General features: G+C 57.4%; 22 protein-coding genes. 17 read left to right on the top strand and 5 right to left on the bottom strand.

Annotation, left to right across the window (positions count from 1 at the left end):
• The first annotated feature begins 27 nt into the window (after nt 1–27).
• The 13 genes from AC2FH9_RS06010 (at nt 28) to AC2FH9_RS05950 (ending at nt 12,946) form a co-directional block, all read left to right on the top strand.
• Nucleotides 28–1,047: a TRAP transporter substrate-binding protein gene (locus AC2FH9_RS06010; RefSeq protein WP_271949076.1), complete on the top strand. Its 1,020-nt coding sequence runs from the start codon at nt 28–30 to the stop codon at nt 1,045–1,047.
• Nucleotides 1,048–1,104: 57 nt separating this feature from the next.
• The gene (locus tag AC2FH9_RS06005; protein ID WP_496691527.1) at nt 1,105–1,611 is read left to right on the top strand and encodes a TRAP transporter small permease; all 507 of its coding nucleotides are present in this window, start codon (nt 1,105–1,107) and stop codon (nt 1,609–1,611) included.
• The gene (locus AC2FH9_RS06000; protein ID WP_496693796.1) at nt 1,608–2,960 is read left to right on the top strand and encodes a TRAP transporter large permease; all 1,353 of its coding nucleotides are present in this window, start codon (nt 1,608–1,610) and stop codon (nt 2,958–2,960) included. Before AC2FH9_RS06005 ends, AC2FH9_RS06000 begins: the two co-directional genes overlap by 4 nt.
• Complete coding sequence (locus AC2FH9_RS05995) at nt 2,960–4,147, top strand: cytochrome P450 (protein ID WP_496871062.1); 1,188 nt, start codon at nt 2,960–2,962, stop codon at nt 4,145–4,147. Before AC2FH9_RS06000 ends, AC2FH9_RS05995 begins: the two co-directional genes overlap by 1 nt.
• A 107-nt stretch (nt 4,148–4,254) precedes the next feature.
• A complete protein-coding gene (gene paaZ, locus AC2FH9_RS05990) occupies nt 4,255–6,288 on the top strand; it encodes a phenylacetic acid degradation bifunctional protein PaaZ (protein WP_496749876.1) in 2,034 nt (677 codons plus the stop codon).
• 49 nt (nt 6,289–6,337) lie between these two features.
• Complete coding sequence (locus AC2FH9_RS05985) at nt 6,338–7,153, top strand: PaaX family transcriptional regulator C-terminal domain-containing protein (RefSeq protein WP_496749875.1); 816 nt, start codon at nt 6,338–6,340, stop codon at nt 7,151–7,153.
• 202 nt (nt 7,154–7,355) lie between these two features.
• The gene (gene pcaF, locus AC2FH9_RS05980) at nt 7,356–8,558 is read left to right on the top strand and encodes a 3-oxoadipyl-CoA thiolase (protein ID WP_496749874.1); all 1,203 of its coding nucleotides are present in this window, start codon (nt 7,356–7,358) and stop codon (nt 8,556–8,558) included.
• Nucleotides 8,559–8,573: 15 nt separating this feature from the next.
• Nucleotides 8,574–9,551, top strand: a complete 978-nt coding sequence (paaA, locus tag AC2FH9_RS05975; protein WP_496698310.1) for a 1,2-phenylacetyl-CoA epoxidase subunit PaaA — start codon at nt 8,574–8,576, stop codon at nt 9,549–9,551.
• A gap of 23 nt (nt 9,552–9,574) precedes the next feature.
• Complete coding sequence (paaB, locus tag AC2FH9_RS05970) at nt 9,575–9,859, top strand: 1,2-phenylacetyl-CoA epoxidase subunit PaaB (protein ID WP_142639870.1); 285 nt, start codon at nt 9,575–9,577, stop codon at nt 9,857–9,859.
• Nucleotides 9,859–10,617, top strand: coding sequence for a 1,2-phenylacetyl-CoA epoxidase subunit PaaC (gene paaC / locus AC2FH9_RS05965; protein ID WP_496871061.1), 759 nt, complete (start codon nt 9,859–9,861; stop codon nt 10,615–10,617). The genes paaB and paaC overlap by 1 nt, the downstream gene beginning before the upstream one ends.
• A gap of 5 nt (nt 10,618–10,622) precedes the next feature.
• Entirely contained in the window at nt 10,623–11,084 is a 462-nt protein-coding gene (gene paaD, locus AC2FH9_RS05960; RefSeq protein ID WP_142639942.1) for a 1,2-phenylacetyl-CoA epoxidase subunit PaaD, read from the top strand.
• 13 nt (nt 11,085–11,097) lie between these two features.
• Nucleotides 11,098–12,171: a 2Fe-2S iron-sulfur cluster-binding protein gene (locus tag AC2FH9_RS05955; protein ID WP_496871060.1), complete on the top strand. Its 1,074-nt coding sequence runs from the start codon at nt 11,098–11,100 to the stop codon at nt 12,169–12,171.
• A gap of 13 nt (nt 12,172–12,184) precedes the next feature.
• The gene (locus AC2FH9_RS05950) at nt 12,185–12,946 is read left to right on the top strand and encodes a Phenylacetic acid catabolic protein (RefSeq protein WP_271949049.1); all 762 of its coding nucleotides are present in this window, start codon (nt 12,185–12,187) and stop codon (nt 12,944–12,946) included.
• A gap of 33 nt (nt 12,947–12,979) precedes the next feature.
• On the opposite strand, the gene AC2FH9_RS05945 is transcribed toward AC2FH9_RS05950, so the two are convergent.
• From AC2FH9_RS05945 to AC2FH9_RS05930, 4 genes are all read right to left on the bottom strand, one after another.
• On the bottom strand, nt 12,980–13,720 hold the full coding sequence (locus AC2FH9_RS05945; protein ID WP_496749871.1) for a maleate cis-trans isomerase family protein: 741 nt from the start codon (nt 13,718–13,720) through the stop codon (nt 12,980–12,982).
• Nucleotides 13,721–13,728: 8 nt separating this feature from the next.
• Nucleotides 13,729–14,892: a M24 family metallopeptidase gene (locus tag AC2FH9_RS05940; RefSeq protein ID WP_496749870.1), complete on the bottom strand. Its 1,164-nt coding sequence runs from the start codon at nt 14,890–14,892 to the stop codon at nt 13,729–13,731.
• Nucleotides 14,889–16,043, bottom strand: a complete 1,155-nt coding sequence (locus AC2FH9_RS05935) for an amidohydrolase (protein WP_496749869.1) — start codon at nt 16,041–16,043, stop codon at nt 14,889–14,891. Before AC2FH9_RS05935 ends, AC2FH9_RS05940 begins: the two co-directional genes overlap by 4 nt.
• Nucleotides 16,044–16,148: 105 nt before the next feature.
• Nucleotides 16,149–16,613, bottom strand: a complete 465-nt coding sequence (locus AC2FH9_RS05930) for an Lrp/AsnC family transcriptional regulator (RefSeq protein WP_271949042.1) — start codon at nt 16,611–16,613, stop codon at nt 16,149–16,151.
• A 101-nt stretch (nt 16,614–16,714) separates the two neighbouring features.
• On the opposite strand from AC2FH9_RS05930, the gene AC2FH9_RS05925 reads away from it, so the two are divergent.
• From AC2FH9_RS05925 to AC2FH9_RS05910, 4 genes are all read left to right on the top strand, one after another.
• Complete coding sequence (locus AC2FH9_RS05925; RefSeq protein WP_496871059.1) at nt 16,715–17,788, top strand: pyridoxal-phosphate dependent enzyme; 1,074 nt, start codon at nt 16,715–16,717, stop codon at nt 17,786–17,788.
• A gap of 23 nt (nt 17,789–17,811) precedes the next feature.
• Entirely contained in the window at nt 17,812–18,864 is a 1,053-nt protein-coding gene (locus tag AC2FH9_RS05920; RefSeq protein ID WP_496871058.1) for a TRAP transporter substrate-binding protein, read from the top strand.
• A gap of 92 nt (nt 18,865–18,956) precedes the next feature.
• Nucleotides 18,957–19,493, top strand: a complete 537-nt coding sequence (locus AC2FH9_RS05915) for a TRAP transporter small permease (protein ID WP_271949035.1) — start codon at nt 18,957–18,959, stop codon at nt 19,491–19,493.
• A gap of 61 nt (nt 19,494–19,554) precedes the next feature.
• Complete coding sequence (locus tag AC2FH9_RS05910; RefSeq protein ID WP_496871178.1) at nt 19,555–20,838, top strand: TRAP transporter large permease; 1,284 nt, start codon at nt 19,555–19,557, stop codon at nt 20,836–20,838.
• A gap of 59 nt (nt 20,839–20,897) precedes the next feature.
• Here AC2FH9_RS05910 and AC2FH9_RS05905 read toward each other — a convergent pair whose 3' ends face one another.
• Nucleotides 20,898–22,202, bottom strand: coding sequence for a UDP-glucose dehydrogenase family protein (locus AC2FH9_RS05905; RefSeq protein ID WP_496871057.1), 1,305 nt, complete (start codon nt 22,200–22,202; stop codon nt 20,898–20,900).
• Nucleotides 22,203–22,217: the final 15 nt, after the last annotated feature.

Below are 22,217 nucleotides of genomic sequence, written 5' to 3'. Positions count from 1 at the left end.
TATGTTTCAGAGGGAGGAGACAAAACCATGAAATTCAACAGTTTGAGCACGCTATTGGCCTCAGCCGCCTTGGCCGTTTCGGGCACCGTGGCGCTGGCCGCAGATTATACGCTGACCATATCCAGCTGGGCGCCGCCGACCCACGGCATCAACGCGAAGATGTGGCCAAAATTCGTGGAAATGGTTGAAGAGGCCACAGACGGTCAGGTCACCGCCGAACTGAAGTTGGGGATCGCGCCACCACCAGCACAGATGGACCTGATCATGGATGGCGCGGCGGATGCCTCGATCATTTTCCACGGCTACCAGCCGGGGCGCTTTGTCACCACAAAGATGATAGAACTGCCCGGATATGAAGGCTCGGCAGAGGCCGCATCGGTTGCATATTGGCGCACCTATGACGCACATCTCAAGGCCGCGGACGAGCATCGCGGCGTGAAAGTGATCGCCCTGCATACGCATGGTCCGGCGCAGCTGCATTCCAGCAGCGCGGTGACCACGCTGGATGAAGTGTCGGGCCTCAAGGTCCGTATCCCAGGTGGGGTCGGCGGTGACGTCGGCACAGCGCTTGGCGCGACCGGCATCCAGGTGCCTGCACCGAAAGTCTATGAGACCCTTGCTTCGAAAGCAGCCGATGGCGTTGTCATGCCGTTTGAATCCCGCAAGGGTTTTAAGCTGACCGAGGTTGCCCAGAACGTTTACGAGGTTCCGGGCGGTCTGTATCGCGGGTCGTTCGCCTTTATCATGAACGAAGAAACGTTTGCCGACCTGCCCCCTGAGCTGCAGCAGGCGCTGGAGGAGAATGTGTTTGGTGAACCGCTGAGCCGCGAAATCGGCAAGATCTGGGACGAGATCGACGGGATCGGCCGCGAGGCGACCGAAGCCACTGAGGGCAACGCAATCAACGCGGCCTCGGCGGAAGATCTGGAAAAGTTCAACGCGATCGCCGTTGATGTCCGCGCCAAGGTGATTGACGAGGTCAACGGCACCGGTGTTGACGCACAGGCGGCCTATGACATGATCGTAAATGAAATGGCTGCCCAATAACGCAGTCCGGCTGGCGGGGTCTCTTCGCCAGCCAAATTCACCAGCCGGGACCCAATCATGCAATCTCTCGTGACTTTTGCGCGTCGCGTCAGCATCGCTCCGACGCTGCTGGCCTGTATCGCGCTGTTCATCCTGATGGTGATGACCTTTTTTGACGTCATCCTGCGGTCTGTCTTCAACGCCCCGATTGAGGCGGCGACTGAGCTGACACGTATTCTCATGGCGATCATGGTGTTTTCGGTTCTGCCGATGATCTCAGCCGGAAAGGGTCAGATCGCCGTCGACCTGACGGACGGAGTTTTTTCCCGCTTGCGGCTGAGCCGAGCGCGTGACGCTGTTGTATATATTGTGTCGGGCGTGATGCTCATCTGGCCGATCAAACGCGTCTGGATTCTTGCCGAGCGCGCACGGGACTATGGCGATGTGACTGAATACCTGTCGATCCCGGTATTCTATGTCGGCTGGTTCATCGCCGGGTTCACTGCGATCACGGCCATGGCGATGATTGTCACGGGCCTAATTACTATCTTCTCCCCCCAATCCTTGTCGGAGACCTCTCAATGACCGCCGCACTTATCGGTTTTGCCCTTGTTCTGGTGCTTGTACTGGTGCGTCTGCCTATCGTCTTCGCGATGGGTCTGGTTGGTACGCTTGGGTTCGCCTACGAACGTGGCGGCAGCATCTTTTCGGAGCGCGGCTTGAAGGCGGCGATGTCGATGGTGGGTCGCCAGATCACCGATACGGCACAGGATTACGGATTGTCGGTGGTGCCTCTGTTCATCCTGATGGGCCTGTTCGTGAACAAAGGCGGGCTCGCGCGCGAGCTTTATGCGGTATCCAATGCATTTCTCGGCCATTTCCGGGGCGGCATCGCCATGGCGACTGTCGCGGCCTGCGGCGGGTTCTCGGCAATTTGCGGGTCGTCTCTGGCGACAGCGGCCACCATGTCCAAGGTCGCGATGCCGGAAATGCGCCGGTATGGTTATGCGGATGAGCTTTCGACTGCGTCGATTGCAGCGGGTGGCACGCTTGGCATCCTGATCCCGCCCTCGGTGATCCTGGTCATATATGGCCTGCTGACGGAAACCTCGATTGGCAAACTGTTTGTTGCGGGCATTATCCCCGGTGTGCTTGGCATTCTGTTTTATCTTTTCGCGGTGCGCTGGACCGTCTGGCGCAAACCAGAGGCGGGACCGGCAGGCGAACGCCACGGTTGGGTCGAGCGCCTGAGGGCCTTGCGCTCAGTCTGGGCCGTGTTGCTGCTGTTCTTTCTGGTCATTGGCGGGCTTTATGGTGCCTTCGATTTTCAACCGCTGAACCTGACCTTCAGCCCGACCGAGGCGGCGGGGATGGGGGCCATGGGCGCCTTTTTGATTGCCTTGTCGCGCGGCGGGCTTAGCCTGGGTTCAACATTCGAGGTTTTGAAGGAAACCACGGCGACCGCTGCGGCCCTGTTCTCGGTCCTGATCGGGGCGCAGATATTTTCGAACTTCATCAACCTCGCCGGTTTGCCCGAAGCGCTGATCGCCATGGTCACAGCGTATGACGTTGCGCCCTTTGTGGTGATCCTGATGATCCTGGGCATCTACATCATTTTGGGGTGTGTTTTTGAATCCCTGTCGATGCTGCTGCTGACCGTGCCGATCTTTTTTCCTCTGGTCACATCGCTGGGATATGACCCGATCTGGTTCGGCATTGTAGTGGTCGTCGTCACCGAAATCAGCCTGATCACCCCGCCCGTGGGGCTGAACGTGTTCATTCTGAAGGGTGTGGTCGGGGATGTGTCGACCGGGACGATCTTCAGAGGCGTCACGCCGTTTTGGATCGCCGATATCTTCCGGCTGGCCCTGATCGTTCTGGTGCCCTGGCTTGTGCTGGTTCTGCCGGAACAGATGGGGGCGATGGGCCACTGATGTTTGCGCTGACCAAGCTGCCTGACGGGTTCCACGATGATCCCTATCCAACCTATAGGGCGCTGCGTGAAGATACGCCCGTCTGCCTGCAACCCGATGGGTCGGTGATCCTGTCACGACATCAGGATCTGGACATCATCTATCGGGACACAACGCGGTTCATTTCGGACAAGAAGGCCGTGTTTGGCCCCAAATACGGGGTGGATAGCCCATTGTTTGAACATCACACCACCAGTCTTGTGTTCAATGATCCGCCCCTGCACTCGCGTGTCCGCAAGGTGATGGTGGGCGCGATGAACCCGCGCGCTTTGGCGCAGATGGAGCCGGGTCTGATTGAACTTGTCGACGGGCTGTTGGATCAAATGCAGGCCAAGGGCACAGTTGAGTTGATCGAGGATTTTGCCGGGGCGATCCCGATCGAGATCATCGGCAACCTGCTGGGCATCCCTCGGTCCGAGCGTGAGCCGTTGCGTGAGTGGTCCTTGGCCATTCTCGGGGCGTTGGAACCGCAGCTGACGCCCGAGCAGGAAGATTGGGGCAACCGCGCAGTCCGCGAGTTCAAAGCCTTTTTGCGCGATATCATCGACGACCGCAGGGCCAACCCGGGCAACCCGGAGACCGATGTTTTGACCAGGTTGATACAGGATGACACCGAGGGCGGCCTGACCGAGGTTGAACTGTACCAGAACTGCATCTTCATTCTGAATGCCGGGCATGAGACCACGACAAACCTGATAGGCAACGCTTTGGATCTGTTGGACCGCCACAGGGATAAGCGGACCGAGCTGTTGGTTAATCCAGACCTGATTTCCACGGCAGTTGACGAGTTTCTGCGTCTGGAAAGCCCGAACCAGTTCGGCAATCGCCTGACCACTGAAGAGGTGGAATTTCACGGACATGTCATTCCAGCAGGAACCGATCTGCATCTTTGCATCGGCGCGGCCAACCGCGATCCGCGACAGTTTGATTACCCCGATGACATGATGTTGGATCGCCGTCCCAACAAGCACCACGCGTTTGCGGGCGGACCGCATACTTGCGTTGGTTTGACCTTGGCCCGGATGGAAGGTCGAGTTGCCGTTAGCCGGTTTTTGAACCAGTTCCCTGATTACCAGATCACGGAAAGTGCTCAGCGTGGGGGGCGTATCCGGTTTCGGGGGTTCGCCCACCTGCCCGCGCAGGTTTGAACTAGCCGCGCTGCTTGTTCTGAAAATTATTGACCGACCGTACGGTTAATAATAAGATATCGCAAACGCCCCCGCGCGCTAGCCCTGCCGCGAGTAAGGAGAGACCTATGACGATCCAACAGATTTCCAGTTTTGCTGCGGGCGAGTGGATTGCGCCGGGGGCAGGTGCCCGCAACATCGCAAGCGCGGTGACGGGAGAGGTGATCGCAACAGCCGGAAACAACGCCTTGGACGTTCAGGGAATGCTGCATCATGCGCGCAATGTTGGTGGTCCTGCGCTGCGCAAGATGACGTTTCACAAGCGGGCCAAGATGCTCAAGGCGCTGTCTGTTCATCTGGGCAAGCACAAGCAGGCGATGTACGATCTGTCCTTCAATACCGGCGCAACCCAGGCGGATCATCTGATCGACATTGACGGCGGTATTGGCACGATGTTCGTCTTTGCCTCAAAAGGGCGGCGCGAGATGCCGGACGGGCATGTCTATCTCGACGGCGAGGTCGAGCAGCTTTCGCGCAATGGCACCTTTCTGGGGCAGCATATCTGCACCCCGTTGAAAGGTGTTGCTATCCATATCAACGCTTTCAACTTTCCGGTCTGGGGCATGCTGGAAAAGCTGGCTCCGACTCTTCTGGCGGGGGTTCCGGCCATCGTCAAACCGGCCACAAATTCCTGCTATGTGACTGAGCTGTGCGTTCGGCTGATGCTCGAGTCGGGCATATTGCCCAACGGTGCATTGCAACTGGTGTCAGGCGGGCTGGGCGACATGCTCGATCGCCTGACCATGCAGGATGTGGTCAGCTTTACCGGCTCGGCGGATACGGCGCTGAAGCTGCGCGCGAACCCCGTAATCCTGGAAAATTCGGTCCGGTTCGTGGCGGAACAGGACAGCTTGAACTGCTCGGTCCTGGGCCCTGATGCCGCGCCGGGAACGCCCGAATTCGATCTGTTCGTCAAAGAGGTTCAGCGCGAGATGACCACCAAGGCGGGTCAGAAATGCACTGCCATCCGCAGGATCATCGCGCCCGAGCCGCATGTGCAGGCCGTGATTGAGGCGCTGTCCGCGCGTTTGGCAAAGACCACCATCGGGGATCCGAAACTGGAAACCACACGAATGGGTGCGCTGGTCTCAGCCAGTCAGAAGCGCGATGTTTTGGAGAAGGCCGCGATTATAGGGCACGAGGCCGAGTGCGTCTTTGGCAATCCGGACGACTTCGTGGTCGATGGGGCCGATGCAGATAAGGGCGCCTTTCTGCCACCGATGCTGTTCCATTGCAGCGATCCCGATGCCGCGCAACGTGTGCATGATACCGAAGCCTTTGGGCCCGTCAGTACAATCATGGGCTATCGCGATACCGACCACGCGATTGAGCTGGCGAACCGAGGGCAGGGGTCTCTGGTGGCCTCAGTCATCACACATGATGCTGATGTTGCCCGCAAATTTGTTATGGGGGCAGGGGCCTATCATGGGCGGCTCTATTTCAACAACCGAGACTCGATGAAAGAATCCACAGGCCATGGCTCTCCTTTGCCGCATATGGTCCATGGCGGTCCCGGCCGTGCTGGCGGCGGCGAGGAAATGGGCGGTGTGCGCGGTGTGATGCATTATATGCAACGTACGGCGATTCAAGGATCGCCGGACATATTGACAGCTATTGGCGAGAAATGGGTGCCGGGTGCCGCCGAGGAGGTCAATACGCCAGCCCATCCATTTACACGCCGCTATCACGATCTGGCCATTGGTGAGACGATCCACACCGCACCGCGGACCGTGACCATGGAAGACATTGAACATTTCGCCGAATTCACCGGCGACACCTTCTATGCCCACATGGATCAGGCCGCAGCTGAGCGTAACCCGTTCTTTCCGGGCCGGGTCGCGCATGGTTATCTTTTGCTGTCTTTCGCGGCGGGTCTTTTTGTGGAACCGAACGAGGGGCCGGTCCTGGCCAATACTGGGCTCGATAACCTGCGCTTTATGAAACCGGTAGAGGCAGGCGACAGCATCAAGGTGCGCCTGACAGTCAAAAAGAAAACCCGCCGCAATGATGAATATGGCGAGGTGCGCTGGCATGTCACCCTGACCCAACAAGATGATGAGCCTGTGGCCGAATATGAGCTGCTGACCATGGTGGCCTACTAAGATTCTTGGGCCGGATGGTAATTCGATCTGGCCCGATTATACTTGCCGTATGAAAGATTCAGCCCCCGATTGGTTTGAAACCTGCGTTAGCCATCTGACCTCTGAGGGTACGCAACGAGTGTGGTCCGTGCTGGTGACAATATTCGGTGATCTGGCGCAGGAAGAAACAGATCAGATAAGTGGTGCGGTGATCACCGCACTGACTAGCCTTGCCGGGATCAAGGCCGAAGCCACGCGTGTTGCCCTGCATCGGCTGCGCAAGGATGGCTGGATCGAAAGCACCCGCAAAGGGCGCAGCAGCTTTCACCGCCTGACCGCGTTTGGCCGTCATCAGAGTGTGACCGCCGCACCGCGTATATATGCCAGGGAAACGCCGGAACCCGGCCTCTGGCATGTACTTATCGCCAGCAATTCGGATTCATCGCGCAAGGAATTGGCTGACCTGATGCTGACTGGGGACTACATCTCTCTCAATCCCGCAACGTCGATGGCTCCGGGTCAGGTTCCGGCGGGTCTTGAAGAACTGATGGGCGTGGAAAGCAGCGCTATCTCTGTTCCTGGCTGGCTTCGGGATCTCTGCGGGCCAGAGGCGTTGAAAACCGCCTATGATCATTTCTTGAGATCGACACAGATCATCGACCAAGAGATGCCGCCCGAGGGGGCGGGCGACCCGATGAAGACGGCCATTCTGCGTGTCCTGATCGTGCATAATTGGCGTCGTATTGTTCTGCGCCATCCCGCCTTTCCTGCAGCGTTTCTGCCCGCTGACTGGAAAGGCCCTGCATGCCGGGCGGCTGTATCTCAGTTGTTGGAAAAACTGCCGCGCCCGGATTTAACATCCTTGGAAGCCGAGCTGGACAGCTAGGTTTTCTATAACGTCACCTATCTGATCTGCCCGATGCTGGTCATTCGGCGATCAATGCGGGCGTTTCTCTCTCGCTTAATGTTACAGAAAACTAAAAAATAAAAAGAACTCGTAACATAAAGCTTGCCTCGAATCGATGGACGCCCTAAAAACCGACCATGCGGTCAATGATACGGATCAGCACCTACAGGAGAACTAAGTGATGGACGCATTCATTTGCGACGCGACGCGCACTCCGATTGGGCGATATGGGGGGGCTTTGTCGTCAGTCAGGACAGATGATCTGGCCGCGATTCCATTGGCCGCCTTGAAAGAGCGCAACCCGCAGGTTGATTGGGCCAGCGTTGATGATGTGATCTATGGCGATGCAAATCAGGCGGGTGAAAGCAACCGCAATGTGGCGCGGATGGCGGCCTTGTTGGCTGGATTGCCGGTTGATGTGCCCGGAACAACAGTGAACCGATTGTGCGCCAGTGGAATGGATGCGGTTGGAATGGCGGCGCGGGGCATCAAGGCGGGCGATTATGATCTGGCTGTGGCCGGCGGTGTCGAAAGCATGTCGCGGGCGCCCTTTGTGATGCCCAAGGCGACCTCTGCCTTTACCCGCAGCAATGCGGTCTATGATACGACGATCGGCTGGCGCTTTGTGAACCCGAAGATGAAACAGGCCTATGGCATCGACTCGATGCCGCAAACGGCCGACAATGTGGCCGAAGACTTTGGTATCAGCCGCGATGACCAAGATGCTTTTGCGGCGCGCAGTCAGGCCCGATGGGCCGCCGCGCACGAGGCAGGTCTGTTCCGGGATGAAATCACCCCGGTCACGATCCCGCAACGCAAGGGCGATCCGATCATTGTTGATACGGATGAACATCCGCGCCCGGATGTTACCGTGGACAAACTGTCTGGTCTCAAAGGTGTCAACGGGCCGGATAAGACGGTGACCGCTGGCAACGCCTCGGGCGTCAATGACGGCGCTGCGGCCATTTTGATGGCCAATGAGGCGGCAGCGTCAAAGAACGGCCTGACCCCGATGGCCCGGGTCGTGGGCATGTCTGTCGCCGGGGTTGAGCCGCGTGTCATGGGCATTGGCCCGGTTCCGGCTAGCCGCAAAGTTTTGGCTCGCGCCGGGCTGAGCATCGAGCAAATGGACGTGATAGAGTTGAATGAGGCCTTCGCGTCACAGGGTCTGGCGACACTGCGCGAACTGGGCCTGCCAGACGACGCGCCGCAGGTGAACCCGTATGGGGGCGCGATTGCCATTGGCCACCCGTTGGGCATGTCCGGCGCAAGGTTGGTTATGACTGCGGCCTATCAGTTGCGGCGCACGGGCGGGCGATACGCGCTGTGCACCATGTGTGTCGGCGTCGGTCAGGGCGCAGCGCTTATTCTTGAACGCGTATAGGGGAGATGACGGGACATGTATGCTCAGATGGTTAAGTCCGAGGCGACACAGGAAGATCCTGCAAAGCTTGCTGCCTTTCAGGCGCGCATAGACGCTGACGAAAAGATCGAACCCAAGGATTGGATGCCCGAAGGTTATCGCAAGACGCTGATCCGCCAGATCGGCCAGCACGCCCATTCCGAAATCGTTGGGCAACTGCCCGAGGCGAACTGGATCACGCGGGCACCCACACTGGAACGCAAGGCGATCCTGTTGGCAAAAGTTCAGGACGAGGCCGGGCATGGTCTGTACCTTTACTGCGCCGCCGAAACACTGGGTGTCAGCCGGGATGAGATCACCGAAATGCTGCTGGACGGGCGCATGAAATACTCGTCCATCTTCAACTATCCCACCCTGAACTGGGCTGATGTTGGTGCCGTTGGCTGGCTGGTGGATGGCGCCGCGATCATGAACCAGGTGCCGTTGCAGCGCACGTCTTACGGTCCCTATTCACGCGCCATGATCCGCATCTGCAAAGAAGAGAGCTTTCATCAGCGTCAGGGCTATGACGCCATCCGCAAGATGGCCGAAGGCACGCCGGACCAGAAACGAATGGCGCAGGACGCTTTGAACCGCTTTTGGTACCCATCGCTGATGATGTTTGGACCGTCCGACAAGGACTCGGTGCATTCGACGCAGTCGATGAAATGGAAGATCAAGATGAACACCAATGACGAGCTGCGTCAGAAATTCGTCGATCAGACTGTGCCACAGGCCGAGTATCTGGGCCTGACCATCCCTGACCCAAAGCTGAATTGGAACGACGATCGCGGCCATTATGATTTCTCAGAACCCGACTGGTCCGAGTTCTTCGATGTAATCAGTGGCAATGGCCCCTGCAACACCGACCGGCTGGCCGCCCGAAACCAAGCCTGGGACGACGGCAAATGGGTGCGCGACGGGCTGATGGCCCATGCCGAAAAGAAACGCTCTGGCACAGTGGCTGCCGAATAAGTCGACCCTGAGGAGGAAACCCGATGAAAAACGAATGGCCCCTGTGGGAAGTCTTTATCCGCGGTCAGCATGGTATGAGCCACCGTCACGTCGGCTCGTTGCATGCCCCGGACGCGGAGATGGCCATCAAGAACGCGCGCGATGTCTATACCCGCCGCAACGAAGGTGTGTCGATCTGGGTGGTCGAGGCGAATAATATCTCGGCCTCCTCGCCCAGCGACAAGGGCCCATTATACGAGCCCAGCGAAAGCAAGGTCTATCGTCACCCGACCTTTTTCGACATCCCCGATGAAGTGGGGGCCATGTGATGGACCGGGACGCGGCATTTGTACAATTCCTTCTACGGATGGGTGATAATGACCTTGTCCTTGGCCATCGCGTCAGTGAATGGTGCGGCCATGCGCCGGTGCTGGAAGAGGATATCGCGCTGGCCAACACGGCCCTGGACCTGATCGGGCAAACCCAGATGTGGTTGGGTCTGGCGGGCGAGATCCAAGGCGGCAAAACTGCCGACGATCTGGCCTTTCTGCGCGACGCCTGGGATTTCCGCAATGTGCTGCTGGTCGAGGTTCCAAATGGGGATTTTGGCCGGACCCTGATGCGCCAGTTCCTGTTCGATGCGTGGCATTCCATCATGCTGGGACGCTTGCTCAACTCTACGGATGACCGTGTCGCGGCCATTGCCGCGAAAGCCAGTAAAGAGGTGGCTTATCACCTGGAACGCTCGGGCGACACGGTGGTTGGTCTGGGGGACGGAACAGCGGAAAGCCACGCTCGGATGCAGTCGGCTCTGGACTACCTGTGGCCGTATGTCGGCGAGATGTTCATCAGCGACGAAGTTGATGCCGAGATGGTCGCGGAGGGAATTGCGCCGAACCCCGCGGATCTGCGCGCGGAGTTTGACGCTTTGGTGCAGCGGATCCTGTCCGAGGCGACCTTGACGATCCCGGAAGGCGCGTTTGCCCATAAAGGTGGGCGTGACGGGCGGATGCATACGGAACATCTGGGTCATCTGTTGACACAGATGCAGTGGCTGCAACGCGCCTATCCCGAAGCAAGCTGGTAACGCCGATGGATCGGGCATCGACCAAACAAATCTGGGAATGGCTGGATGCTGTTCCTGACCCTGAAATTCCGGTGATTTCGGTAGTCGATCTTGGCATTGTGCGCGATGTGCAGTGGCAGGACGAGACGTTGAAGGTGACGGTCACTCCAACCTATTCCGGCTGTCCGGCAACATCCATTATCAGCCTGGATATCGAAACCGCCTTGCACGATCGCGGGATCAGTGACGTGCAGATCGAAACCAGCATCGCCCCGGCTTGGACCACCGACTGGCTCAGCGAAAAGGGCCGGGCACGGCTGGAAGACTATGGCATTGCCCCACCACAACCGGCAGGCGGCCCGGATCGCTGCCCGCGCTGCGGCAGCAAAGCGGTCGAGAAGGTCAGCCAGTTCGGTTCGACCCCTTGCAAGGCGCATTGGCGATGCACCGACTGCCTGGAACCATTTGACTATTTCAAGTGCATCTGAGGAGGACCACCGGATGGCACGTTTCCACGACCTGAAAGTCACAGATATCCACAAAACCATTCGCGATGCGGTGGTGGTGACACTGGAACCTGTGAACGGCGCTGCAGATCAGTTCGATTTCACCGCCGGTCAATATCTGACATTTCGTCGCGAATTTGAGGGCGAAGAACTGCGCCGGTCCTACTCGATCTGCGCGGGCAAGGAAGAAGGCGTGCTGCAGGTTGGCATCAAACGTGTTGAAGGCGGCGCCTTTTCCGGATGGGCGAATACTGAACTGAATGTCGGCGACATCGTCGAGGCCATGCCGCCGATGGGCAGCTTTCATACTCCGATAGATGCGGGTGCGGAAAAGCAATATCTGGGCTTTGCAGGGGGCTCGGGGATTACTCCGGTCCTGTCGATCCTCAAAACGACCCTCGCACAGGAACCGCAATCACGCTTTACCCTTATCTATGCCAATAAGGGCATCAACACGATCATGTTCCGCGAGGATCTCGAAGACCTCAAGAACCTCTATATGGGTCGCCTCAACGTGATCCACGTTCTTGAGACGGATTCACAAGAGATCGAGCTGTTCACTGGTTTGGTGACCCAGGAAAAATGCGCAGAGTTGTTCAAACATTGGGTCGATATCGACCATGTCGACAGCGCATTTATCTGCGGCCCGGAACCGATGATGCTGGGCATTGCCGCCGCATTGCGCGAACACGGACTGGATGACAGCCAGATCAAGTTTGAACTGTTCGCCAGCGCCCAGCCCGGACGGGCCAAGGCTAAGCCCGTTTCGGCAGAAACGGGTACGCAGGGCAATCAAAGCAGCGCGTCGATCACGCTGGATGGATCCACCCAGACCGTGACCATACCCAAGGACCAATCCATTCTTGAGGCGGCCCTGGCAAACGCTATGGATGCCCCGTTTGCCTGCAAGGCGGGTGTCTGTTCGACCTGCCGCTGCAAGGTGCTTGAGGGCGAGGTCGAGATGCTCGCCAATCACGCGCTGGAAGATTACGAAGTGGAAAAAGGCTATGTGCTAAGCTGCCAGGCCTATCCGGTAACAGACCGCGTGGTCGTCGATTACGACCGGTAGAAAGGGGGCAGATATGTCCGATTCAATGACTCTCGACAGCTATCTGGCCGCAGGCGGTGTTCTGACCAACCCATCGAATGTGCCGCCTCGCTATCGGGCCGAGCTGATGAAGCTGATGGCGACTTTTGTCGACAGCGAACTGGCCGGGGCCGCCGGGTTCGCCGACATCATCAATCAGGGGCCGGGGATCAAGGAACGGATCGCCGCCGCAAAGATCGTGCTGGAAAAGTCAGACCACGCAAATTGTGTTCTCAGCATCATGGGCGAATTTGGCGCAGATACCGAACGCTATGCCAATCACCATCCTTGGACCATGCGCTTGTCGCGGGATGCGGATATCGGGGCCACCCGGTCCGAGCATGACATGCGTCTGGCGGTGTTCAACTATCCGCTGTCCGGCTGGACAGACGCTGTGGTCATGAACCTGCTGATGAGCCGCGCGGTGGCCGAACAACTGGCCGAGTATTCCACCATCTCGTATCAGCCTCTGGCCGAAGCCTTCCGATCCATCGCCCCGGTCGAGGCGCATCATGGCGAGCTGGCATTGGAAGGGGCGGTCAAACTGATCGAGAACGGCGCGGCGGACGACATGCAGAACTCGGTCACTTACTGGTGGCCTCGGGTTGCGGTGTCCTTCGGCGGCGATGACCCGAAACGGTTCGAGCTGTTGAAATCAATGGGCCTGCGTCGCAATACAAACAGCGCATTGCAGGACCGTTGGGGCCAGACAATGGCTGCAACTCTGGCAACGCTTGGCCTCAAATCGCCTGCTTGAACGAAAGCGCCCTAGGCGGACACCCTTCTCGCTCTATCCAAAGAGCCGTCCGAACTGAGGGTTGAGGTCCTCAATGCCGGCCAATCGAAGCATATGCCAGGCAAGCGCCTGATTGCTGGAAATGACTGGAATCCCGATCTTTTCTTCTGCCTGAACAATGACGTCAAGGCATCGCAGGTTCGTGCAAGAGACAATGACAGCATCGCAGGGCGCTTGAGCCGCGACCTTTTCAATAGCGCCAAGGATCGACTCTTCTGTGATCCGCGCAACAACGCGGTCATTTCCTTCCTCGAACGACCCGAAACCTGCGATTTCGAAACCGGCCTGTTCCAGCTTTGTGCGCATCCCAGCGGAAACTTCGGGAATATAGGGGGTGACGAAGCCCAATCGCCTGACCCCAAGATGCTGACCGGCAGCGATGATTGCCGCCAACGGATCGGTCACACGTGCATCCGGGCAGACCGTCTTAATCACCTTGGCCACATTCTCGGACCCGATCACGGTTGAGGCCGAGGTGCAGCCAAATCCGATTGCATCAAAGCTGAGCGATGGTGGCAAAAGCCGTGCCGTCGCAGGCAGGTCCTGTTCCATCCGCGCCAGTGTGTCGGGTCGGATTTCGGGCACCATCGGAATCCGGCTGTGATAGAGCGCGACACCAGCTAGGCGCATGATCCGAGAGAATTCGTTTTCTAACGTCTCGTCAGTCTCAAGAACAATCACACCCAGATTGGCGCGGGTGCCAATGCCTTCGTCTGTTTTGAAATCAAGCTTCATGATTGGCCTCAGATGATTGGTAGTTCGGGCGCGGCGCGTTTGGTCATAAGCTCTGCCCCACTTGCACGTATGACGATGTTCTCTTCGTGCACCATGACCCGACCGTCTCCATAACCAAGCGATGGTTCAAGGGTCAGTACCATATTTTCGGTGATCTCAGTTGTATCCCAACTGGTGTGCGAGGGCCATTCGGTCAGCTGCATGCCAAGCCCATGACCCAGCCTGCCGACGTCACCACCCTGATCGTCGAGCTCAGCGATCACCTTCTGCATCGCTTGAAACAATTCTCGGCAAGTCGCTCCGGGGCGAGCTGCGGCGATCCCGGCCTCAGTCGCGCGCCAAAGAACATCATATGCACGGCGTGAGGCGTCATCGGCGCGGCCAATGGCCCAATTCCGATCGAAGTCGCAAAAATACCCGTCCCAGTTGGCCCCCGTGTCGAGCATCAGCACATCGCCGCGCGCCAGCGGGCGGCGCGACGGGGGCGAGATGACGTCGTGATAGCCACCCGTATCCGCACCGCCGACCAAATACGGGACGTCATCGGCCCCCTGCGCCAACCCCTCGCGCCGGAAAGCGCGGAACACATCTTCAAGCGGCTGTCCTTCGCGGGCGAAGTCAGGCACCTGCTCAAACGTCCGAGACCCGATGGAGCAGATGTAGGCGAGCTTTTCGATCTCGGCCTCGGATTTCACCATTCGCAAGCCCCGAACGATCTCGGTTGCGTCAGTGATCTTTAGCCCGTTCAGGCCCGCCAACAGCCGCTCATAATCGCCAAGCGGCATCCGCAAATGGGTTTCGTGCCCCTTCATCAATCCAACGGTTTCACCACGGCTGGCATGTGGCGCCAGTAGATCGGTCAACAGCCCGATACCGTCATCCTTTGGTGCAGGTGCGCCCCAGGTGCGGATATCTGTGACCCAGGTTCGCCGCATAAGGTCTGCGCCGATCTCAGGGATGATTGCGATGGGCTTGCCGGTTGCCGGGATGAACAGGAACCATGGGCGGGTCGGGCTTTGCCAAAACAGCGTGTGGAACCCGCTGAAATAGCGCACATCCGGTTCAGTTGTCAGCAATATGCCCGCCATACCGGTTTCGGCCATCTTTGTCTGCGCCGCTGCGGTACGCGTTGCGAATTCTTGTTGGTCAAAACCACGTCGTGGGGCGTTCATGACTTTTGATCCTTTCGCAGGGGCAACCGGTCCTGAACCAATCGGACCCAGAATTCAGCTCCGATCGGCAGCAGTTCATCATTGAAATCATAGTCAGAAGCATGAAGCGGTTGGCCATGTGGCCCGGTCTCGCCATTGCCCAGCAAAAGGAAACATCCTGGCACGGCGGCCGAAAACTGGGCGAAATCCTCTGAAAAACTCATCGGCTGCCGATCCTTGATCAGGTCACAACCGGCGGCTTCGGCTGCGCGATATACCGCAAGGGCCGGGGTGGGGGCGTTGATGGTCTCGACGAACTGCGTCTCAAAGCTGACCGATGCTTGAATGCCATGTGCTGCCGCAATCCCTTCGGTGATCTGGCGCATGAAACCTTCGATGGCGTTGCGGTCTTCGGGCGATCTGGCGCGAAAATCTCCTTTGAGAGTGGCGTTGCCCGGCAAGACGTTTCGCTGGCCGTCCGTCAGGAATTCGGTCACGGACACTACCGCGCCAGAGGCGGGCGCAAGCTTTCGTGCCACCACGGTCTGCAATGCCACCACAATCTCGGACCCTACGGTAATTGCATCAACGCCGGTTTGTGGCATCGAGGCATGACCGCCCTGGCCTTTAACCGTGATCTCGAACAGGGTTTCACTGTTACAGATAATACCGGCGCGGGTCGAAATCTGACCGGTTGGAGCGCCTGGCAAATTGTGGATTGCATAGATTTCTTCGGCCGGAAATTGCTCTAGCACACCGTCGTCGATCATCGCGCGCGCGCCCAGGCCGTGCTCTTCGTTTGGCTGGAATAGAAAAACAACCGTACCGTCAAAGGTAGGTTCTTTCGCCAGACGCTCTGCCGCCCCAAGCAGCATGGTTGTATGTCCATCGTGGCCACAAGCATGCATCACACCGGGTGAGGTAGAGACATAGTCATGGGACGAGGTTTCGGTGATTGGAAGCGCATCCATGTCAGCACGCAGGCCAATGGCTTTGTTGCCACCGCCGGATCGAAGCACACCGACAACGCCTGCGCCTTCGTGCACTTCGATCCCAAGGGCGCGCAGCCGTTCAGCGACAACCGACTTGGTTCGCGTCTCTTGAAAGCCCAGTTCCGGGTGCCTGTGCAAATCCCGCCGAAGCGCGATCATACGGTTTTCTAAATCGCTCATTTCTTCATCCGCGTGTGAGTTGCATCGGTTCTACAGGATAGGGCTGCGTGTTTCGCATCAAATTTCCGGCCCTAAAGCAGAAAAAATTGCACAAAAGCGCCAAGTTCAGATCGGAAGTTCCAGACCAATCTTTGTACGGTCCATCGCGACGGATGTGCGAAATCTGCGGACGTTCGAGTTATCGAAAAACAAGCGATGGGTCAGGTCCTCGAAATCCTCCATGTCCTGCGCGACGCAGATAAGAACAAAATCGGCATCACCGGTCACATAATAGCATTGCTGAACTTGCGGCTCGTTCCTGGCGCGTTTGCGGAACAGATCAAGTTGCTGAAGCGATTCCCGGTCAAGTTCGACCAGAACGATGAAGGTCATCTTATAGTCAAAGCGCGACGGGTTGAGCACCGCGACCTCTTTCAAGATCAACCCGGAATCTCGCAACCGCTTGAGCCGCCGCTGCACCGAGGGAACTGAAAGACTGCATTCTTGCGCCAGCTGTTCCAGCCCGATTCGACAATCCCTTTGCAGGGTTCTGAGGATTATCGTGTCTGCATCATCAAGTTGTTGGTTCATGAAAAATCCTCGCGATGGAAGAGGCAGGTTTGAAACATATTATCGAGATTAGGGTCAAATACGATAAATAGAAATAGGTCGGTCATGCACAATCTCTGCACATGGAAAAAGCGGATGAAAAATACATGACAGCGACCGACGACCTAAGCTTCGCCCCGGATTTCGTCCGTGCGCAGGAGTTTTTTCAGGGGCAAGAGACCTATGCTGTATCGCCGCTGATTGAAATCACGGGGCCGGATGGTCAGAGAATTCTGGCCAAGAACGAGACAGAGCGTATGGGGCTTGGCGCCTTCAAAGCTTTGGGGGCACCCTATGCGGTTGCACGCCTTCTCGAGGATGCATGGCACGAGAATACCGGTGAAACGCTCTCCTTCACGCGGATGAAGGATGCCGATTTTCGAGAATTCGCATCTGGCCACACATTCGTCTGCGCAAGTGCAGGCAACCACGGAATGGGCGTTGCGGCTGGGGCGCGGGCGATGGGCGCAAAGGCGCGAATTTATCTGGCGCAGACCGTACCGCTAGGGTTCGGCGACCGTCTTAGAACCTTCGGTGCCGAGGTTGTCCGTTCGGGCGATGTTTATGACGAAAGCGTCGCCGCCGCTATTGCTGACGCCAAAACCACCGGTGCCACGCTTTTGGCTGACGGAACCTGGCCTGGCTACACCGAGATACCGAAACTGGTGATGGAGGGCTATTGCGTCATCGCCGAAGAGTTGCGCGCGCGGTTCGAGGCCTCGGGGCAGTGGCCTACGCATGTCTATCTGCAGGCCGGTGTCGGTGGGTTGGCCGCTGCAATGTCGCATATGATCCGTCTGAACTGGGCGGAACAGCCTGAACTGATCGTTGTCGAACCCGGCGCTGCGTCCTGTTTGCGGGCCAGTCACTTGGCCGGACGGGCCACCCGCAGCGATGGGCCGGATTCGAATATGGGTCGGCTTGACTGCAAGGCACCGTCGATCGTGGCCTGGGATGTGCTCGAGCGCTGCGGCGTGAGCTACGAAACCCTTTCCGAAGAAGAAGGCCAGGCAGCCGCAGAAGCTGTCACAGCACTTGGAATCGCGACCACGCCGTCAGGCGCGGCCGGTTACGGCGCCCTGTGCAAGAGAACCAACCAACAGGCGAGGACGCAGGAAATACGTCCTCTTGTCATCATCTCAGAAGGGCTCGCATGAGCGGGCAAGAAAGGACTAACAGAATGACATCCATCTTTAGCAAGCTGATTACCTCGGCGGTTTTCGCGGCAGGTCTGTCGACTGCTGCCTTTGCGGACACCTGGAAATTCGCCTCGGAAGAGGACAAAGGCGACGTACAGGATATCTTTGCACAGGCCTTCGCCGAAAGTGTCAAAGAGCAGTCCAATGGCGACATCAAAGTGCGCATCTACTACTATGGTCAGTTGGGTACCGAGAACGATATTGTCGAGCTGACATCTAAGGGTACGGTCCAGTTCGTATCTGTTGGCACCGGTCATCTTGGATCTTATGTGCCCGAGGCACAGGTTCTTGATCTGCCCTATGTTCTGGGCGGTGATATCGACGTGATCCGCGAGGTTCTGACCACCAGCCCGACCATCTATGAAGACCTCAGCGAGAAATTCGAGAAAGTGAACCTCAAGCTGCTCACTATGATCTCGGAAGGCGACATGGCCTGGGGTGCCAACAAGGCGATCCGCAGCCCCGCTGATTTCGAAGGTCAAAAGATCCGTACCTTCACCTCGACCATTCCGGTGGAAACCTTCAAGGCGTTTGGCGCCAACCCGACGCCTTTGTCCTGGGGCGAGGTCTATGGCGCGCTGCAGTTGAAGACCGTCGATGGCATGGTGAACCCGATCTATTTCATCTACAACGCCAAGTGGCATGAGGTTCAGGATTACCTGATCTTCCCGGGCCAGCTTCCTTACGTCGGCACCGTTTCCACCAACAGTGAATGGTTCAACGGTCTGCCCGCGGATCAGCAAGAGATGGTCAAGAACGCCATCGCCGAGGGCGAGCAGGCTGCGCATGATTATCAGATCAAGATCAATCTGGAAAACATGGACAAGATCAAGGCCGAGCGCCCCGATCTGCAGGTCATCGTCTTGACTGAGGACGAGCGCGCTGTCTTTGAAGCCCAAAGCGCCACATTGCATGAAACATTCTTCGATGTGGTCGAAAACGCCTATGACGACGCCGAGAAACCTGCTGCCCGCGCGCAAGCCCAGAAGATCCTCGACGGCCTGCTTAACGAGGTGAGAAATGCGTCGCAATAAAAGCTGACATCACTGAAAGGCGCGGCGTCTCATTCAGGCGTCGCGTCTTTCATTTACGGAACGCTGACTGGCGGGCCGAGGGAGGGAAAATCATGAAAAGCGCATTGGTCGCCCTGAGTAGGGGCACCGAGTTCATCGAGAAATTCGTTATCATTCTGGCCATATTGTTGATGATGGTGAATTCGACCGCTAACGCCATTGGCCGCTACGCCTTTGGCAAAAGCCTGTTCTTCTCGGAAGAGCTGAACCAGTTTCTGATTGTCAGCGTGACCTTTTTTGGATTTGCCTATGCGGTTCGGAAAGGTCGGAACATTCGGATGACGGCGGTTTATGACACGCTGTCCCGCCGGTCCAAGAAAGTGATCCTGACGCTGATTTCGATCACGACCAGCATGCTGCTGGCCTTTTTGGCCTATAAGTCCGTGTTCTACGTGCTTGAGATCAAAGAGCTGAACCGTCTGAGCCCGGCGCTGCAGTTTCCGGTCTATATCATCTACTCGGTGATCCCGGTCGGCCTGTTTATGGCCAGCCTGCAATATCTGATCGCATTCATCATGAATGTCACTCATGTCGGCATCTGGCACTCGTACGAGGTCGAGGACAATGACGCAGTGGATGTAGGAGTCTGAGATGCCCGGATTCCTTGATTTCCTTGGCGATGTCATAGCTGGTGAGCTGGATATCTATGTCATCACCTTTGCTCTGGTCGTGGCGATGGTGGTTCTGCTGTTCCTCAGCTACCCGATGGTTGTTCCGCTAGCGGTTGCCACGCTGATTGGCCTTGTTCATTTCTCGCAAAGCGATACTGGCGTCATCATCCAGCAGATGGTCACTGGCATTTCGCCAAACGCGCTGATCGCTGTGCCGATGTTCATATTCGCCGCCGATATCATGGCGAGAGGTCATACGGCCAACAATCTGCTGGGGCTGATCGAAACCTTTGTCGGTCACCGCCGGGCCGGATTGCCGATCACGGCCTGCATCAGTTGCACATTGTTCGGCTCGGTTTCGGGTTCGACTCAGGCGACCGTGGTTTCGATTGGTCAGATCATGCGGCCAAAGCTGCTGAAGGCCGGTTACAAGGACAGTTTTGTCATGGCGTTGATCATCAATGCCAGCGACATCGCCTTCCTTATCCCTCCAAGCATCGGGATGATCCTGTACGGCACGCTGGCCAATACCAGCGTGGGCGAGCTGTTCATTGCAGGAATTGGTCCGGGCGTTGTTCTGGCGCTGATGTTTTCGGTCTATTGCTATTTCTACAGCGTCCTGCAGGGCGATCTGATCGCGCGGGTGCCAAAGAAATCCGGTGCCGAGCGGCGCGCAGCGTTTCGCAAGGCCATACTGCCGCTTGGTTTCCCGGTCCTGATCGTCGGCGGTATCTACACCGGCGCAGTGACCCCGACCGAAGCAGCCTCGTTTTCGGTGCTTTATGCGCTGATCGTCGAATGCGTGATTTATAGGGAACTGAAACTCAACGACGTTTTGGATTCCGCTCTCAGCACAGGATTGATTACGGCGGTTGTGTTCATCCTTGTCGGGATCGGTCAGGCGTTTTCCTGGTATATTTCCTTCGAACAGATTCCACAGGGCCTGTTAGAGCCGCTGAACCTGGAAGGCGCGTCGCAGGAATACATCCTGTTCATCATCGCGCTGTGCTTCTTCGTGGGATGTATGTTCGTCGACTCGCTGGTCGTGCTTGTCATCCTTACGCCAATCTTCGTTCCGATCGTGGATGCCTCGGGGATTGATCCGGTTCTTGTCGGGGTTATGGTGACGCTGCAGATGGCCATCGGATCAGCAACACCGCCGTTTGGCTGCGATATCTTCACCGCAATCGCGATTTTCAACAGACCTTATCTTGAGGTGATCCGGGGCACTTTGCCGTTCTTCGCGATCCTGGCGCTGATGACGGCTATGCTGATCTACTTCCCGGGTATCGCGCTGTTCCTCAGGGATCTGGCGGCGTTTTGACAAAATGAATGACGGATGGCCGGTTGTTTTGAATCGGCCATCCAAACTTGATCCGAAGATCAGCGCCCAATACCGACGTAACTATCGAAGCCGGATTTCTTGACGGCGGGTTCGGAATAGATATTGCGCAGATCGACCATTCGGGGGGATTTCATCGTGTCAGCTAGTTCGCTCAGATTGAGCGCACGGAACTCGTTCCATTCGGTCAACAGCACAACGACATCCGCATCTGCAGCAGCAGCATAGGGGTCTTCGCACCATTCGACGCCGGGCAGCAGGGCCTCACCTTCGGAACGCCCCTGAGGGTCGACAACCCGCACCGTTGCCCCACCACCGATCAGTGCAGGCACGATAGTTAACGAGGGCGCATCACGCATATCGTCGGTATTGGGTTTGAAGGTCACGCCCAGAACAGCGATCGTTTTTCCATTGAAACTGTCGTCGCAGACATCTCGGATTTTCTGGATCATCCGTTTCTTGACCTCGTCATTCACCCGGATGACGGTTTCGGTGATCTGCATCGGGTGGGCATGTTCCTGACCGATCCGGGCCAGAGCGGCGGTGTCTTTTGGAAAGCACGATCCGCCATATCCCGGACCTGCATGTAGGAATTTATTGCCAATGCGCCCATCCAGACCGATGCCTCGGGCGACCTCTTTCACGTCGCCGCCAACACGTTCGCACAGGCCTGCGATCTCATTTATAAAGGTGATCTTGGTCGCAAGAAACGCGTTAGCGGCGTATTTGATCATCTCTGCGCTTTCCAGATCGGTGGTCAGGATCGGGAAGTCCCGCAGGTAAAGCGGGCGGTATATTTCCGCCATTACATCGGCGGCGCGGTCTGATTCAACGCCGACAACCACACGATCCGGGCGCATGAAATCATCAATGGCGGCCCCTTCGCGCAGGAATTCAGGGTTCGAGGCGACGTCGAATTCGGCCTTCGGGTTGGCGGCAGAAATGACCTGATGCACCTTGCGATTGGTGCCAACTGGAACGGTCGATTTGGTTACCACCACAGTGTAGCCCGTAATCGCATGCGCAATTTCTTCTGCGGCGGCCATCACATAAGTCAGATCGGCGTGACCGTCCCCGCGACGTGTGGGCGTGCCCACGGCAATAAAAACAGCATCCGCTCCATCCACTGCTGCGGCCAGGTCCGTGGAAAAGCTGAGCCGACCAGCGGCTACGTTTTTGGCCATCAGGACGTCAAGCCCGGGCTCATATATCGGGACTTCGCCAGCCTGCAGCATCTCAATTTTCTGTTCGGCCTTGTCGACGCAAATGACATCATGGCCGAAATCGGAAAAACATACCCCGGACACCAAACCTACATAGCCGGTTCCGATCATCGCAATACGCATACTAAAATACCCTTC

This window comes from Ruegeria sp. CDSC081 (assembly GCF_059610485.1).
The sequence above is the reverse complement of the archived record's forward strand: the minus strand, read 5'-3'. Positions and strand labels throughout refer to the sequence as shown.